Here is a 17,994-nt window from a genome sequence, read left to right as displayed (position 1 = left end):
AACAAGAAGTAATAGAGTAATTTTTTATATTTGTTCTACTTATATTTGTTATAATACACATTAAAAAACACATTCCTTTCCTATAATTTTTTAGTGTATCTGTTAATAATATTAAATATTTATAATTTTACTTTCTATGCGAACATTTTTAGACCAACAACAACCGTAGAAAGCTAAACGTCATAAAACCAAATAGGACTATGTCTCAAAAAATCAAGGATATTATTAATATAAATGACAGCAATAATTTTAATATCACATTAAAGCATCATGTTATATTTTGGCTGGTCTACTTTTTATTTACCACCTTTAGATGGGGTAGTTATTTTAATGACTATGAATATGCTTTTAAAACCACGCTTCTAGGTTTTTCCATTCATATGACCTTATGCTATTTTAATATTTACTACTTAATGCCAAAGTTTATTTATACGCGTAAATACATTATCTATAGCATGGCCCTTATTGCTTCTTTATTTTTCATGCTAATTTTAAAATTCAACTTAACATTTTTTTTAGTAAGCAATAATGTATGGCCAGAAGGTCCCGAGGTAACATCAACCTTAACTTTAAATTATGCTATTGAAATGATGTTGGGTGAGCTATATGTTGTTGCTTTTGTTGCGGCAATAAAAGTCACTTTTGATTGGATTAGAGAGCATAAAAGATTGGTTGATATGGAAAGATTGCAATTAGAAACCGAATTACGATTACTAAGAACCCAAGTTTCTCCACATTTTTTCTTTAATACTTTAAATAATATTTATTCTTTGACTATTGAGAAATCTGATAAAGCCCCGAAAATCATTCTTAAATTATCAGAATTAATGCGATATCTTTTGTACGATACAAAACAAGAAAGACAGAGCTTAACCAAGGAAATAATATGTCTTCAAAATTATTTGGATTTAGAACGTATAAGGTATGGCGATCAACTAAAAATTAATATGAATATATCTGGAGAAATAGAGGATAAGGAAATTGCTCCGATGTTATTATTAGCTTTTATAGAAAATGCTTTTAAACATGGTGCCAATAAAAATGTAGGGGAAGTAAATATTGATATCGATTTTAATGTTATTGAAAATTTCCTCCATTTTAGAGTTTCAAACCCAATTGCAACTGAAAAAAATTATAACGCTATTGAAACGTTGCAAGGAGGTATTGGTATTGGAAATGTTAAAAAAAGATTGGAATTAGGTTATGATGAAGGTGAATATTATCTTGATATCAATAATGACGGGAAAGAATATATTGTGAATCTTAAAATTAAAGTGTGATGAGTTTGAAATGTGTTATAGTGGACGATGAACCATTGGCTATTAACGTTATTAAAAGTTATATAGAAGAAACCAAAGGATTAGAATTGTTAAATACTTTTAGTAATGCCGTAGAAAGTATTGATTACGTAAGAAAAAACACTGTTGATTTACTCTTTTTAGATATCAACATGCCTTTATTAGATGGTCTGAATCTTTTAAAAAGCTTAGATAATAAACCGCTTACAATTATAACAACTGCCCATGAAGAATTTGCTGTTGAAAGTTACGAATTAGAGGTTTTGGATTATTTAGTTAAACCCATCCCTTTTCACAGGTTTATTATGGCCATAAATAAAGCTTTTAAAGCAAATAATCAAACTAAAGGTGTTGCTGCTACACATAACGAAAGGGCTTTTATCTTTGTTAAAGTTGATAAAAAGAAGATGGCTAAAGTCTATTTGGATGAAATCTTATCTGTAGAAAGCTTAAAAGATTACATAAAGATAAATACACATACAAACAGGTATATTGTACATCAAACTTTAGGGAGTTTTACTGATGAATTACCCTCTGATAGGTTTATAAGGATTCACCGTTCGTATACCATTCCAATTGAGAAGGTTGAAACTGTTGAAGGCAATAGCGTTGAAATAGCAGGTATTAGGTATACTATTGGCAGAAGCTATTTAAACGAAGTAAAAAGTATTATCTTAAAGAGTAATGCCTTGAATGAATAAGTTTTAGTAACTTCATCTTGATTTTTTAATGAAACCTAAAAGTCAAGATGATGTCTATGCCATTATTAATCAACTACAGTTTTACTGGCTTTTTTACCATACAATGCTATAAACAAAAAGCATATTAAAGGTAAAACAAAAGAGAAATTAACTTCAGATACGCCCAATATAGTTGTATCATTCACTTTTTCACCACCAATATCCATAATCATGGCTTGCCATTGAGGCATTAAAGCGCCCCCAACTATGGCCATAACTAATCCCGCAGCCCCAATTTTAGACGCTTCTTCCCCTAGTCCATCTAAGGCAATACCATAAATGGTCGGGAACATTAAAGACATAAAAAACGAAATAGCAACAAGACAATATAACCCAGCTATTCCTTCAATAAAGATGGTGCCTGCAGTACATATAAGTGCCAGAATACAAAACAACATCAATAATTTACCTGAATTAATATATCGTAATAGTGCTGTACCGATCCATCTTCCAACTAAAAATAGAATAAAAGCTATAAGCTGATAGTTTGCTGCAGTTTCACTAGGTATCCCTATCCCTTCAGCATACTGATAAATATAAGTCCAACACATAATTTGAGCACCTACATATAGTGCTTGTGATAAAACGCCATATACATAGTTACTATTTTTGAATAGACCAGAAAACGTCCTTCCCAAACTAGGTATGCCGCCTTCATCTTTAAATTTGGGCATTTTTATAATTGCAATTAGTAATAAAAAAATCAAAATGACCAATCCTAAAGTAACATAAGGATTACGGATAACCATCAAATCAGACGTTCTTATAAGGGCCTTTTTAGCAGTATCTAACATTGAGAAATTTTCAATATCATCAGACTGAAGGTTCTTCAATACAAAATGCTGTGCCACCAATAAACCCGCCAATAAACCAACTGGGTTAAATGCTTGTGCCAAATTCAGTCTTTGTGTTGCTGTTTTTCTAGACCCCATAGCCAATATATATGGGTTTGCTGCTGTTTCTAAAAATGCAAGGCCAAAGGTTAGAATGTATAGGGCGACACAGAACACCCAAAATTCTTCATTAGTTGCAGCAGGAAAGAATAATAAGGCGCCTCCAGAATATAAAATGAGCCCTATTAAAATCGCTGTTTTATATGAATACTTTCTAATAAACAACGCAGCAGGCAAGGCCATACAAAAATAACCGCCATAAAATGCCATTTGCACCCACGAAGCTTGAGAGTTTGTTAATTCCAAAACCTTTTTAAACGCCGTTACCATAGGATCTGTAACGGCATTGGCAAATCCCCATAATGCAAATAGAGAGGTTACTAAAATAAACGGAACAATTACTTTTTTGGGAACAATAACTTTATCGTCGGTCATCATATTATAGTTAGTTAATTTTTAGGCTTCAAAATTCAGTACACCATAATTTCATCTACAAACAACCAAACCTTTTTACCTACCGCTCCATGCCATTCGGGTGCTACACCAAAGGGGATTATTTTAACTTTTAAATATTCGTAAGAACCTTTTTTTAATGGCACGGTATGACGATTTACTTCTTTGGGATAACTATCTGTTTTTGGAACGCTTATCTCTCCTATAAGTTTTAAATTTTGCTTAGAAGCTCCCCCATAAACCTGAACGGATTTCGCAGGGAAAATCCAAGAGCCAATATCTGTTAAAACACCTACAGAAACATATTCAACCCATGCTTTTTGTCCCAAATCAATATCGACATCAAAACCTGTTTTTAGACCCGTCCACTTGGCGTCTCCATAACTTTTGGAACCAACAATCTCATCAAACAGCATTTTACCATTCGATTTTCCGTAATTGGGTTCAGACCAATTGTTCATGGTATATTTAGGATATCCATCTTTTAGTAATGGAAAAACACTTTTAAATAAAGGCTTTTCATATACCTTACTCATATTTAAACCTTCCATTACAGCGGCTGCTTTTAAAATGCAGTTCTCTTTTATTTCGAATGGATACTCATATTTCTTAGAGGCCTTCGTTGGAATTGAGCCATCTGTTGTATAATAAATAGCAGCTTCACTATCATTACTTTTTAAAGTTGCTGTATGTTTGTTAGAAAAGAAGAATGAGTTATTTGTATCGTAGGGTGAAGCTGTCGCTTTTACTAATACTTCTGGTTTTTCTTTAAAAACTGCTCCTATGGATGCACTTTCATCCAAACTTCCCCAATCTTTATTGGGTAATGCTCCCATAGTAAATTCTAAAACACCACCAGCCATGATATCCTGATGGCTTATATAGCTTTTGCCATATGTTTCTCCGTTAAGTTTAACAGATTGCACATAAAAATTGTCATCAGATAGATTGATCGCTTTTACCGTAAACGTATTACCATTCTCTAAATTAATAGTGGCATGTTCATGGTATGGAGCGCCTAATTGATAATTAAGACTTGCTGGTGCTACAGGGTAAAATCCTAACGTACTAAAAATATACCAGGCAGACATCTGTCCTAAATCTTCATTGTTAATCAATCCATCGGGCTTGTCGGAATACATTGTGGTGACGACCTCATTAATATACTTTTGACTTTTCCATGGTTGTCCTACGTAATTATATAAATAAGGCATTTGATGCCCTGGTTCATCTCCATGACCATACTTACCAATAAATCCAGAAATATCAACATGTTGCGCACCTCCTATTGATAATGTATCCGAAAAGATGTTGTCTAACCATTCTGCATATTTTTCTTTGCCTCCATGCAATTGAATAGCGCCTTTCATGTCATGTGGTGTGTATGCCGAATAGGCCCAAATGTTCCCGGAAACATAATTAGGAATGAGGTTATCCCATGTAGTCAAGTCTAATTTACGCATCTTACCAGTGCTATAAACTGGGTACAAATAGCCATCATCTGGATGAAACAAAGCTCTATACCCCAGACTTCTTTTATAAAATACCTCGGCTTCTTTAGCTTTCCCCAGTTTTTCAGCAACTTTTGCTATCACATAATCATGGTAATTATATTCTGTTGTTTTGGATACCGAGCTTCCTGTTTCTGCAGTGACATAGCCATAATTAATATAATCTTCTAATCCACTAACATCATATACGGCACTGTGCTTTGTTAGATTAAATGCAGATTTATACATAGAATTAAAAGCCTCATCGTAATTAATACCTTTAATGTCTTTTAATACAGCATCTCCAATAACTGATGAGGTTGTATAACCTATCATACAGGCATTATCGAAACCTACAAGTTCCCAAACTGGCTGTCCAACACCAGTTTGGGTATCTCTGGAGATCAAGCTATTAATCATCTTTGAGGTTTCTTGTTGTTCTATAATAGTTAATAAAGGATGTAAAGCCCTATAGGTATCCCAGGTTGAATAGTTACTATACTGCGGGATTTCAGATTTATATGACTTACCTTCAACAGCATAACGACCATCTACATCTGAAATAATATTAGGTGAAATGAACGCATGGTACATAGCTGTGTAAAACGTTCTTTTTTTAGCTTCTGAACTCGTTTCACTAATCACTATTTTATTTAAAACGTTGTTCCATGCTTTTGTAGACTCCTTTAAAACATCATCAAAGGATTTTCCTTTGGCTTCTGCTATGAAATTTTTTTCAACACCATCGTAATCTATTGGTGATAATGTCACCGAAACTTCAATTTGCTCATCTTTTTCAACATTAAAAGAAACATAACTTTTGGCTTTGAGGGCTGTTAAGCTAATCGTTTCGACTTCCTCATCCTTATTGGTAACTGTTGCTTTTTTAAAAGGCTTTGAAAATTTAGCACTAAAATAGGTATAGCGGTTTTTACCACTACCAGCATCAACACGTTTAAAACCTCTTATTTCGGTATTAGAAACCACTTGAATACCTGTTTCAGCAGCTCTTTCCATTATAGCATGTGTTGGGTCTATAATAATATCTGCAACACCAGCTTTATTAAATGTATATTTATGAAAACCCGTTCGGAGGGTTGCCGTTAATTCTACTTTAATATTATAATCGTCTAATTTGACGGTATAATAACCAGCTCGGACCTGTTCCGTTTTATGCGAAAAACGCGATCGGTAACTAGTATCTACTAAGGCATCAGAACCCGATTTTGTTGTCTTTTTGTCCATTGTAGGCATTAACAAAATATCGCCTAATCCAGATAAGCCTGCACCACTAATATGATTATGTGCAAAACCTTTAATAATAGAATCGGAATAATGGTATCCAGAACACCAATCCCAAGCCTTAAAGTCATTTGACGGACTTAATTGCACCATTCCAAACGGTGTTGTAGCCCCTGGGAATGTATGACCATGTGCAGAAGTCCCAATCATAGGATCTACATAATCGGTTAGATTTTTTAATGTTTTCTTCTGACAAGAAAAAAGAACTAATAGTCCACCCAATATAGCAATGCTTTTTCTCATAATTAACTTAACTCTCTCACAATTTGTTTATAATGATAGCACGATGTATTGATTTAGATTTTGCACTGATATTTAAATCAGCTCTAAAACCAACTCTATTAGCTCCTAATTCTTGAACATAATACTTTTATGGGGCTTCTGTTAATTTTACTTACAGCTAATAAATGTATGGTAAATCAAATTTAGACTATTAAAGTTATCGACCAACAACAGTTTTGAAAAGACCAATAAAAATTGATGTTAGAATTAATAACAAATTAAAATGGTTGAGGTTTGTAAAAAGTACATTTTATACACTTTTCTATTTTAAAGTATTCCAGATAACCATAAGTGATATTTATATGATTTTAAACCACATATACTTTTGTTATGAACGACTAGGAAACTTAATTTTATAATCTTAGTCAGAAGTAATAAAATTAAACTTTCCAGCTTTGCTTACTTCTGGTGAAATGTATCCGATACAAATTCTAAAACTTCAGGAAGTGATTCGCGCCAATAAGTCCACGAATGTCCTCCATCTCTAATTCTAAACTCATGGGGGACTTCCTTTTTACGAAATGCTATATGAATCAAGCTATTTCCTTCATATAAAAAATCGTCGTCACCACAATCAATATACCATTTTACAGATTCAATTTGTTTTTTGGTCATAGATTCTATTAGAGGTAATGCACTATGCTTTGATAAATATTTTTCGGCATCTGCATCACTGACTTCATAGTTATAATATCGTTTTGCTCTATTTTTTACGTCTTCAACAGATTTTGGTCCTGTATAAGCACTTAACGGACAAGCAGATGAAAATAATTCTGGATGGTGCAATGCATACATAAAAGTGCCACCGCCTCCCATAGATAATCCAGCAACAGCTCTATAACGTTTTTCACTTTTTATGCGATAGGTCTTTTCTACATAAGGCATAAACTCTTCAAAAAAATAGTCTTCATAATTCCAATCACCTCGTATATCATTAAAGTACCCCATTCTTTTGGTATCGGCATCGGGCATGACTATTATCATGGGGGTTGCCTTACCTTCTTTTATAGCTTTATCGGCTATCCTTAATACTTCTCCAAACTGTATCCAACCTGTATGGTTATCGGTAGCACCATGTAATAAGTATAAAACGGGGTAACTCCTTTGCGACGTTTCATAATCTGGCGGCAAATAGATCGCAAAGTTTCGATCGCCTTTTAAGATTTTACTTGGCTGCGATAATTGATCGAATACTTTTCCTGTTTGTGCAGAATTTATCAAAGAAAACAACAAACAAAAACTAAGAAATACGAGTCCTTTTCTCATTTTAAACTTATTTTACCAGAAGACTTTAATACAGGTTGTAATTTACTTAATATTTATTTGTAATTATAAGTTTATCAATAAATTTAGTTATAAACATCTCCTATATGTAAATTGTTAAATCAAAAACGCAAACATTTAAAATGTTCGCGTTTAAATCATCACAGGAAAGATCGAATACAATTAGTACTTTTTCCAAATTCTATCTTTAAAAATAGCATCTACAGATGTTTTAAAAATATGATTGAAGTAATTACTCATTGTTTTAACGCCTACTCCAGAAATAACACCTAAAATATGGTTTTGGGTGTACCCTGCGTTTAAAAAACTCTCAATATCTACTTCTGAAGGCAGTCCTCGACTTATAGTCACCTCTTTTGCAAATAAACTTAATGCTTTAAGTTTAGCATCTGGTATTTCAGAATTGTTTCTAATCGCATCGGTTACTTCTTTAGGTACATGTGTCATATGATCCCCTACAAAACTATGAGCAGCCATACAATAGTCGCAGTTATTTACATAAGCAATAGATAAAAACACCACTTCTTGTTCTTGAGGTGTAAAACCAGAATGAACTCTAAATGAATTATAAGCTGCAACATATCCATCTAACAGCGCCGTATTATTTGCCATACCTGCATACATATTAGGAATAAAACCTAATTTTTTCTGGGTAGTTTTTAAAATTTCGCTTGAAATAGCATTGGCTGTTTCAACAGTTTTTAGTTCTAAATTTGTCATTTTAATTGTATTCATAGTTATTATTTATTTAGATTATTATTACTAAGCAATTGCTTAGTTTTGAATTAAAAAAAAGTTTATAAGTTTTCGAAAACACTTTCAATGAAATCTTCTATTTGTTGTTTTTCAAACATTTTAGAAGCAACGGATAATCCTTGTAAAGAAACCATTAAATAATTGGCTTGTTTGCTTATTGTTTCTGAATCTTTTTGTTTGTCTGTTTCTAGTTTTTCTATGATATGTGATTTAACATCGGTAGCAAATTTTACAATTTCAGACATAATCAGAGTATCGGCATATTCACCCAACTCGTTAACCGTATTTGTCAACAGGCAACCTTTATTAAGCCTTGTCTCTTTAGAAAATTCAATGAAATTATAGAAGTATTCTTTTATAGCTTCTATACCATTAGTGGATTGTTTAAGTTTATCGAAAAGTTCTTCTTTTGCCTTTTTCTTATAACATTTTATGCTCTCTAAAAAGACGCCTTGCTTGTTTCCAAAACTAGAATACATAGAAAACTGGTTAATTCCCATTTCTTTTTCTAGCATTCGAACAGAAGTGGTTTCGTAACCATTACGCCAAAATAAGTTCATAGCCTTTTCTATAACTTCTTCTTCAATATATTCCTTTTTTCTAGCCATAATTGTTAATAAGCAAACAAAACTAATCAATTGCTTAGAAATAGCCAAATGTTTAATTATATTTTCTGATGAGTTAAAGAATATGAATTAAATACGTTTTGTCATTCTTGCGAAAGCAGGAATCCACATAGTAAATAAAAACTTCATAGATATAAAATATACTTGTAAGGTTTTTAGAATTTAGCTGATAAAACCTAAAAGTATTCTGCAATAGTGTTACAAATAATTTTGAACAACTAGTATTTTAATAAAAATTAAGGAGTAATTTTGGTTTCTAATATTTAAGTAGATTCCTGCTTTCGCAAGAATGACAAGACTAGCAGAAACCGAGATGCTCTGCACCTAAGAATTATTTCAATCAAATTAATCAGGAAACTTAGCTCGAATCTTATCTAAACTCAAATTATGGATACTTCCAATATGTGTGTGATGTTTAGAAGTATCAGGAACATAGGTACCATCTTGTACCTGTCCGCCAATTTTCTGGTAAGCTTCTCTAAAACTCTGTCCTTCAACAACCAGTGTGTTTATATTATCTACTGTAAATAGATATTTATACAAATCACTATTAATATCCACATCTTTTACAATGATTTGTTGAATGGAATAATTAAAAATATCCAGAATGTCTTTAATCTCTTCGAACGCAGCTATTATATTCTCTTTTAATAACTGAAAATCTCTATGATAACCACTTGGTAAATTATTGGTTATTAAAATCATTTCACTTTGCAATGCTTGAATTTTGTTACACTTGCCTCGAATCAATTCAAATACGTCTGGATTCTTTTTATGGGGCATAATGCTACTACCTGTAGTTAATTCGTCTGGGAAGGAAATAAATCCGAAGTTCTGACTCATATACAAACAGATGTCCATAGCGAAACGAGACATGGTATTGCACAAACTTCCTAAACTAGTTGCTATGGTTCGCTCACTCTTACCACGACTCATTTGAGCTGCTACAACATTATACTTTAGAGTAGAAAATTGCATTTCTTTGGTGGTTAATTCTCTATCAATAGGAAATGAGCTTCCGTAACCTGCGGCAGATCCCAATGGATTTTGATTTACTGTTTGAATGGCTGCATTAAGCAAATACACATCATCTATCATGAGCTCTGCATAGGCTGAAAACCATAATCCGAATGACGATGGCATCGCTACTTGTAAATGGGTATACCCCGGTAACACCTTGTCTTTATAGGTTTCTGCTAACCCAAGAAGTGTTGTAAACAGCTCTTTTGTTTTTTCTTTTACTATGCCTAAATTTTCTTTATAATACAAATGTAAAGCCACTAAAACCTGATCGTTTCTAGAGCGTGCGGTATGGATTTTTTTACCTACTTCTCCCAATGATTTAGTAAGTTCGAATTCTATTTTAGAATGTACATCTTCAAATTGAGAATCGATAACAAAGGTGCCATTTTCAATCTGGGTTTCTAAAACCTTCAACCCTCCCAATAATTCAACCAATTCTTCAACAGTAATGATACCGATCTTTTGAAGCATTTTTGCATGCGCCTTAGATGCTATAATATCATATTTGGCGATATGAATATCTATTTCTCTATCGTTTCCAACGGTGAATTGTTCTATTTTTTTGTCGATTGATATACCTTTATCCCAGAGTTTCATCCTTATTATATTTTTGTCATTCCCGTGAAGACGGGAATCTTTTTTTAACTTCACTAATATTCTTAAAATTTAGAACCAAGATATTAAGACCACTTCGCTTTTAGAGCAAAGACTGTTAATGAACTACATTTATATTTTGCTTCTTGATTCTATATTCTTAATTCTTTTTTATACTTTTTATTTTGTTTGAGATCCTTCGACTGCGCTCAGAGTAACAATACGTTTCTTTTTGTCTTAAACTGTTACTCGATTAACCAATATCTAGTCTTGATTCTTGGTTCTTTTATCTTGTTACTTTAAAGCACTTTCTCTAATAATTCAATATAAATACCCACTCCTTCTTCAATCTCATTCACATAAATAAACTCATCAGCCGAATGCGAACGGGTACTATCTCCTGGTCCTAATTTTAAAGACGGACATGATAGCACTGCCTGATCTGACAGGGTTGGTGAACCATATGTCGTTCTACCAATGGCTATACCAGCTTTAACCAAATCGTGATCTACAGGGATACACGATGAATTTAAACGCAAACTACGGGGCGTGATACTTGTACACGGTGATTGCTTTTGCAATATTTCTGCTATCTCTGCATTGCTATAAGCATCATTTACACGAACATCTATGACTAATTGTACGTCTGCTGGAACAACATTATGTTGTTTTCCTGCATTAATTTGTGTTACGGTTAATTTTACATCTCCTAAAGCTTCCGATCCTTTTTCAAATTTAAAATCTTTAAACCATTGCAGCACTTCAATTGAATTGTAAATGGCATTGTTATCATTAGGGTGTGCGGCATGACTAGGAGTCCCTTTAACCACAGCATCAAAAACCACTAAGCCTTTTTCGGCCACCGCTAAATTCATCAATGTTGGTTCACCTACAATCGCAACATCTACTTTTGGGATAATAGCCAACATACTATTTAGTCCGTTTGGCCCACTACTCTCTTCTTCCGCAGAAGCGACTATGACTAGGTTATATTTTAAATTCTTTTGATTATAGAAATGCGTAAATGTAGCAATTAATGATACCAAACAGCCTCCCGCATCATTGCTTCCCAAACCATACAGTTTACCATCTTCTACTGTAGCTTTAAATGGATTTTTAGTGTAGGCACTATTGGGCTTAACTGTATCGTGATGCGAATTTAGTAAAAGCGTTGGTTTACTTTCGTCAAAATACTTATTGATAGCCCATACATTATTTTGCGTTCTTTTATAATCGATCTTATAACGCTTGAACCAATCTTCTATATGCAATGCTGTTTGATCTTCTTCTGAAGAAAATGATTGCGTTTCTATCAGCTTTTTTAAAAGTGATATGGCATCATTTGTTAATTCTTGCTGCGTCATACTATAAAGTTATGGTTGTAAAATTATCATTTTCTTGAGTTAACATCGATGTATTTCCCATATTAATTGTACTTACTCCATTATTTAATGCATCAAAACAGTTTTCTAGCTTTGGCAGCATCCCATCGGCAATGATCCCTTTTTCTAACAACTCTTTATAAGTCTTTGAGTCGATATGTTTTACAACGGAGTTCTTATCATTAATATCTTCCAGAACGCCATTCAATTCAAAACAATAATAAATAGAGGTTTCGTACAAATGACTCATCCCCACGGCTACTTGAGAGGTAATGGTATCTGCATTGGTATTTAATAACTGTCCTTTTCCATCATGCGTGATAGCACAAAAAACTGGTGTGAAATTCGCCTGAATGAGTTTATCTATAGATTCGTGAGCGACTTGTTTAACGTCTCCAACAAACCCAAAATCGATCTCTTTTACGGGCCTTTTATCTGATGCTATGCTATTTATGTCGGCTCCTGTTAAACCAATAGCATTGGTGTTTAAAGCTTGGAGTTTGGCTACTATATTTTTGTTAACCAGTCCACCGTAAACCATAGTGATTACTTCTAAAGTTTCGGCATCTGTTATACGCCTACCGTTTATCATTTTAGATTCTATACCTAGCTTAGAAGCGATATGCGTAGCGCGCTTGCCACCACCATGTACCAAGATCTTCTTTCCTTCTAAGTTAGAAAACAGTTTTAAAAAGGCTTTTAAAGATGTTTCGTCTTCAATAATATTTCCTCCTATTTTTACTATGGATAGTTTTTCCATGCTTCTCCCTCCGCCCTCTCCAAAGGAGAGGGGGTTTTTTTAATTATTTTAAATTTTCCAATAGTTTTTTTAGTACCAACTGAGCTGCATAAGTTCTGTTATTCGCCTGTTCAATAACCAACGAACTATCACTATCTAAAACTGCATCTTCTACGACTACATTTCGCCTTACTGGTAAGCAATGCATGAATTTAGCGTCCCCTAATTTTTCTTTAGTAATCATCCAGTTAGCATCTTCATTTAAAATTTTTCCGTAATCTGTATATGAACTCCAGTTTTTAGTATACACAAAATCAGCATTTGCAAAAGCTTCCTCCTGATTGTAAATTATAGGTGTATCACCAGTAATTTCAGGATTTAAATCGTAACCTTCAGGATGCGCAATTACAAATTCGACATCCATTTTCTGCATAGCTTGTACAAAACTATTTGCTACCGCATGAGGCAAGGTTCTAACATGTGGCGCCCAACTTAACACCACTTTAGGTTTTGCAACTTTAGCATGTTCTGAAATGGTTAATGCATCGGTTAACCCTTGTAACGGATGCCCTGTAGCACTCTCCATATTTACAATAGGAACGGATGCATATTTAACAAACGATTTTAAAACTTGCTCGCTTTCATCTTTTGCCTTGTCTGTTAATGTTGGAAATGCTCGTACTGCAATAATATCACAGTATTGTGATACGACAGCTGCTGCCTCTTTTATATGTTCTGCTGTATTTCCGTTCATAACCGTCCCATCTCCAAATTCGATACCCCAGGCATCTCCAGACACATTCATAACAATAGGATCCATTCCTAAGTTTAATGCCGCTTTTTGAGTACTTAAACGGGTACGCAAACTGGAATTGAAGAATAATAAGCCAATGGTTTTGTTTTTTCCTAGTTCCCCGTGTTTTAAAGGGTCTTGTTTTAAAGCTTTTGCTTCTTCAATCCATGAATCTATATTATCTATATCATGTATGGAAGTATAGTTTTTCATTGTTTAATTGTTATTTTAAGACCTGTCAGGTTTTAAAAACCTGACAGGTCTGTCTCCATTATTTTATTTTAGTAAACGGAACTTTATTATCCATAGCGTTGGTTATAAAATCATCTTCCAATCCGTTTACAATCCATGTTTCTATATTTTGTTTTTTCGTTACTGAAGCGGCTTCTATTTTAGATTGCATGCCTCCACTTCCGTGTGATGATTTTGAGTTAACAACCTGTTTTTTTAATTCAGATAAATCTGAAACAACTTTAATGGTTTTCGGTACGCCATTTTCAATAGATTCTTTGGTATAAATCCCATTTGTATTAGTCGCTATTATAAACAAATCGGCATTTAAAAGGGACGCTGTAAGTGCCCCTAATTTATCATTATCTCCAAACTTAATTTCGTCAGTAGCCACCGTATCGTTTTCATTAATAATAGGTATATAATTATTATTAACAAGTACATTAATCGTATTCACAATATTGCTTTTACTTTCCTGTTTTTCAAAGTCTGAATAGGACAATAGACATTGTGATGTTAACAAGCCATATTCTCTAAAAATCTCCTGATAAATCCTTATTAGGTGTGGCTGACCAATAGATGCCAAGGCTTGCTTTACAAAAACGTCTTTTTGCTTACTTTCTAGTTTCACAAATTGCTTTGCTACGGCTATAGCTCCAGAACTTACGATAACAAACTCGCAAGTATCCTGTAGTTGCGCTATTTGATTTGCAATGTCTTCAATCTTACCTCTTGAAATGTTATTGGTTTCTTTGGTAAGCGTATTAGATCCTACTTTAAGTAATATTCTTTTCTTTTTCATGGTTACCTTGTTTGTCCATTGCCATGAACATACCACTTGTTAGTTACCAAATGCTGCAAGCCTATAGGACCTCTTTGGTGTAATTTATCTGTGCTAATGGCCAACTCTCCACCTAGTCCTAATTGTCCACCATCTGTAAAACGCGAGGACGCATTGTGATATACCGCCGCCGTATCTACATTTTCCATAAACAATTTCGCTTCAGCTTCGTTGGTTGTGACTATGACTGATGAATGTCCACCAGAGTACTTGTTTATCATAGCTATAGCTTCTTCATTTGAAGCAATTTCTCCAACAGCTATCTTATAATCCAAAAACTCTTCGAACCAGATTTCATTTGAAGATATTTCTTTTACCTCATCAAATTCACAAATATGTTCATCACCTAAGATTTCAACATTAAATGCTTGTAATTTAGAAATTAAGTTTTCTATAAAATCTTTTTTATTAGGTAAATTTTTATCTATTATCACTTTATCAATGGCATTACATGCTGATATTTTAGCTGTTTTTCCATTCACTATCAAGTCTAATGCTATTTGTTGATCTGCCTCTGGGTGTACATACACGAAATTATTACCGCGCCCACTAACAATAACAGGGCATGTGGCATGTTGCTTTACAAAAGCGATTAATCTTTCGCCACCTCGAGGAACAATTAAGTCAACTTTCTGTGTTGGCTTCTCTAAAAAAGCTTGTGTTTCTGTTCTGTTAAACTGTAAATACGCCACCCAATCTGTCGAAGCCTCATGTTCTTTTAAAGCTTGGCGCCACAACGTTACAATTTTCAAATTTGAATTAAGTGATTCTTTACCGCCTTTTAGTAATATTTTATTACCCGATTTAAAAGCGATACCTGCTGCCTCAACAGTCACATCTGGTCTGGATTCGTAAATAATCAAAACAGTTCCAAACGATGCTGTTTTATTATAAACCTGCATACCATTATCATGTTTAAAACTAAAGCGTTCCACGCCCACTGGGTCTTCTTGAGAAGCCAAATGTGTTACCGAAGCAATCATTTCATTCACCTTGGCATCGTCCACTTTAAGCCTATCATACATTGAAATATCATCTCCATTATAAGCTTCTAAATCCGTTTTATTAATAGCAATAATTGCGTTTCGTTCTTGTTCTAAAAGCTCTGCCATTCTAAGTAACACAGCATTTCTTTTTTCTATGGATAATAGTGTATTCATTTTTTTAGTATTCGGTTTTTCCAGTATGTTCAGTATACGAGTTCAGTATTAATTCTACTTCTTTATACAGACGCTTCAACTTCTTTCAACACTTTAGCCAATGCTATAAAAAATTGATCTACGTGCTCTTTTTTAATCGTTAATGGCGGTAATATTCTTAACAACTTTTTATTGGATGCGCCACCAGTAAATATTTTATGATTATATATTAATGCTTTGCGCAAGTCTCCAACTTCAAAATCGAATTCTAAACCTAGCATCAAACCTCTTCCTTTTATATTTTTTATCTGCGGAATGGTTTTTGCTTTTTCAATAAAATACTCCGAAATGTTATTCGTATTTTCAATAAGATTTTCTTCTTCAATGGTATTTAAAACCGCTAAACCTGCTGCACATGCCAAATGGTTCCCACCAAAAGTTGTTCCTAACATACCAAATTTAGCTTCGATAGCTGGATGAATTAAAATCCCACCTATTGGAAACCCATTTCCCATACCTTTTGCCATGGAGATAATATCTGGTGTAACGTTGTAATGTTGAAACGAAAAAAACTTGCCTGAACGCCCATAACCACACTGAATTTCATCAGCAATAAACATGGTATTATTGGCTTTACAAAGTGCATCGACTTGCTCGAAAAATGCCGCTGTACCTTGATCTAAACCACCAACACCTTGTATAAACTCTACAATGACGGCACAAACATCTCCTTTTTCCAATTCTTTTTTAACACCTTCAATATCATTTAAAGGTAAAATGGTTACAGCTTGTTGTGCATTTATTGGTGCAATAATATTTTGATTATCGGTTGCTGCCACGGCCGCCGATGTACGTCCATGAAACCCATTACTAAACGCTACAACACGCTTCTTTCCTGTTTTAAATGAAGCTAATTTTAAAGCATTTTCGTTGGCTTCTGCTCCCGAATTACATAAAAACAACTCATAATCCTTACATCCAGATAATACTTCAATTTTATCTGCTAGTTGTTTTTGCAAAGGGTTTTGAATCGCATTGGAATAAAACCCCAATGCATTAACCTGATTGGTAATGGCTTCAACATAATTTGGATGTGCATGACCTATAGAAATAACGGCATGCCCGCCATAAAGATCCAAATATTCGCTGCCCTCGTTATCATAAACGAGAATGTCCTTTCCTGAAACAGGAGTGACATTGTATAATGGGTAAACGTCAAATAATGGCATTTTAATTCTTTTTAATTTGGTTAATTTTTTCGAATGAGGACACAATACCTTGTATTAAAGCGGAGCTCAAACCTTGATGTTCCATAGCATTCAGTCCTTCAATAGTACATCCGCTAGGTGTTGTTACACGGTCAATCTCCTGTTCGGGGTGCCTTCCCGATTCAATTAATAAACTGGCCGAACCAAAACAAGTCTGAACAGCCAATTCATGCGCTTCATGTGCTTCAAAACCTAATTGAATGGCTCCTTGGGTCGTGGCACGTACCAAACGCATCCAAAACGCTATACCACTGGCACAAATAACTGTTGCGGCCTGTAGTTGTTCTTCTGGAATAACCATGGTAACTCCCAACTGATTAAAAATATCTTTTGCCAATTCAATTTTTTCCTGGCCTTTATCGTTCGCAGAAAGACATGTCATGGATTTTCCTATCGATATAGCCGTATTTGGCATAACACGAATAATGTTTTTATCATTCCCAATAATATTTTCTATTCTGGAAATCTCGAAACCAGCAGCTACCGAAAGTATAATATGATTAGCGTTTATACTTGGTGCAACACTTTTTAAAACACCTTCTACATGTCGGGGTTGCAATGCAAAAATGACAATATCGGATGCTTCAACCGCCTCAACATTGTCACTTGTAATCGTAACATAAGGTTCTTCTTCAAAAGCTTTTACTGCCGATGTGTTTTTATCACTTAAATACAACGACGTAAATGACTTATTTTTTATAAGTCCTTTAGCGATTGCACTTCCTAAGTTTCCGGTTCCTATTATGGCTATTTTCATTTTATTCTCTTTTTTTCATTTCCGCGAAGGCGGAAATCTATTTATCAATATTCCTTAAGATTTCCGCCTTACTGAAATGAGTCCAGCATAAACCGCGGAAATG

Annotated in this window: 15 protein-coding genes; 2 read left to right on the top strand and 13 right to left on the bottom strand. The window is 33.9% G+C overall.

Annotated elements, in window-relative coordinates; genetic code table 11:
- Nucleotides 1-200 precede the first annotated feature (200 nt).
- Together HHX25_RS06430 and HHX25_RS06425 are read left to right on the top strand one after the other, a co-directional pair.
- Entirely contained in the window at nt 201-1,280 is a 1,080-nt protein-coding gene (locus HHX25_RS06430) for a sensor histidine kinase (RefSeq protein ID WP_169671380.1), read from the top strand.
- Nucleotides 1,280-1,999, top strand: coding sequence for a LytR/AlgR family response regulator transcription factor (locus tag HHX25_RS06425; protein WP_169671379.1), 720 nt, complete (start codon nt 1,280-1,282; stop codon nt 1,997-1,999). The genes HHX25_RS06430 and HHX25_RS06425 overlap by 1 nt, the downstream gene beginning before the upstream one ends.
- A gap of 65 nt (nt 2,000-2,064) precedes the next feature.
- Here the strand turns inward: HHX25_RS06425 and fucP are convergent, their stop codons facing one another.
- The 13 genes from fucP to proC form a co-directional block, all read right to left on the bottom strand.
- Entirely contained in the window at nt 2,065-3,369 is a 1,305-nt protein-coding gene (fucP, locus tag HHX25_RS06420) for an L-fucose:H+ symporter permease (protein ID WP_169671378.1), read from the bottom strand.
- 32 nt (nt 3,370-3,401) lie between these two features.
- A complete protein-coding gene (locus HHX25_RS06415; protein ID WP_169671377.1) occupies nt 3,402-6,419 on the bottom strand; it encodes a GH92 family glycosyl hydrolase in 3,018 nt (1,005 codons plus the stop codon).
- A gap of 438 nt (nt 6,420-6,857) precedes the next feature.
- Nucleotides 6,858-7,724 carry an alpha/beta hydrolase gene (locus HHX25_RS06410; RefSeq protein ID WP_169671376.1) on the bottom strand — a complete coding sequence of 289 codons (867 nt, stop codon included), beginning with the start codon at nt 7,722-7,724 and terminating at the stop codon, nt 6,858-6,860.
- Between the two features lie 180 nt (nt 7,725-7,904).
- The gene (locus HHX25_RS06405; protein WP_240964284.1) at nt 7,905-8,477 is read right to left on the bottom strand and encodes a carboxymuconolactone decarboxylase family protein; all 573 of its coding nucleotides are present in this window, start codon (nt 8,475-8,477) and stop codon (nt 7,905-7,907) included.
- 62 nt (nt 8,478-8,539) lie between these two features.
- Nucleotides 8,540-9,106, bottom strand: coding sequence for a TetR/AcrR family transcriptional regulator (locus HHX25_RS06400; protein WP_169671375.1), 567 nt, complete (start codon nt 9,104-9,106; stop codon nt 8,540-8,542).
- A 363-nt stretch (nt 9,107-9,469) separates the two neighbouring features.
- Complete coding sequence (gene argH, locus HHX25_RS06395; protein ID WP_169671374.1) at nt 9,470-10,744, bottom strand: argininosuccinate lyase; 1,275 nt, start codon at nt 10,742-10,744, stop codon at nt 9,470-9,472.
- 296 nt (nt 10,745-11,040) lie between these two features.
- Complete coding sequence (locus HHX25_RS06390) at nt 11,041-12,105, bottom strand: M20 family metallo-hydrolase (protein ID WP_169671372.1); 1,065 nt, start codon at nt 12,103-12,105, stop codon at nt 11,041-11,043.
- A 1-nt stretch (nt 12,106) separates the two neighbouring features.
- Nucleotides 12,107-12,883, bottom strand: coding sequence for an acetylglutamate kinase (argB, locus tag HHX25_RS06385; RefSeq protein WP_169671370.1), 777 nt, complete (start codon nt 12,881-12,883; stop codon nt 12,107-12,109).
- A gap of 43 nt (nt 12,884-12,926) precedes the next feature.
- On the bottom strand, nt 12,927-13,868 hold the full coding sequence (locus tag HHX25_RS06380; protein WP_169671368.1) for an N-acetylornithine carbamoyltransferase: 942 nt from the start codon (nt 13,866-13,868) through the stop codon (nt 12,927-12,929).
- Between the two features lie 58 nt (nt 13,869-13,926).
- Complete coding sequence (gene proB, locus HHX25_RS06375) at nt 13,927-14,688, bottom strand: glutamate 5-kinase (protein ID WP_169671366.1); 762 nt, start codon at nt 14,686-14,688, stop codon at nt 13,927-13,929.
- Nucleotides 14,689-14,690: 2 nt separating this feature from the next.
- Nucleotides 14,691-15,887: a glutamate-5-semialdehyde dehydrogenase gene (locus tag HHX25_RS06370; protein ID WP_169671364.1), complete on the bottom strand. Its 1,197-nt coding sequence runs from the start codon at nt 15,885-15,887 to the stop codon at nt 14,691-14,693.
- A 62-nt stretch (nt 15,888-15,949) separates the two neighbouring features.
- The gene (locus tag HHX25_RS06365) at nt 15,950-17,095 is read right to left on the bottom strand and encodes an aspartate aminotransferase family protein (RefSeq protein WP_169671362.1); all 1,146 of its coding nucleotides are present in this window, start codon (nt 17,093-17,095) and stop codon (nt 15,950-15,952) included.
- A gap of 1 nt (nt 17,096) precedes the next feature.
- On the bottom strand, nt 17,097-17,891 hold the full coding sequence (gene proC / locus HHX25_RS06360; protein WP_169671360.1) for a pyrroline-5-carboxylate reductase: 795 nt from the start codon (nt 17,889-17,891) through the stop codon (nt 17,097-17,099).
- Nucleotides 17,892-17,994: the final 103 nt, after the last annotated feature.

Origin of the sequence: Flavivirga algicola (genome assembly GCF_012910715.1) — a bacterium.
GTDB classification, from domain to species: Bacteria; Bacteroidota; Bacteroidia; order Flavobacteriales; family Flavobacteriaceae; genus Flavivirga; species Flavivirga algicola.
The sequence above is the reverse complement of the archived record's forward strand: the minus strand, read 5'-3'. Positions and strand labels throughout refer to the sequence as shown.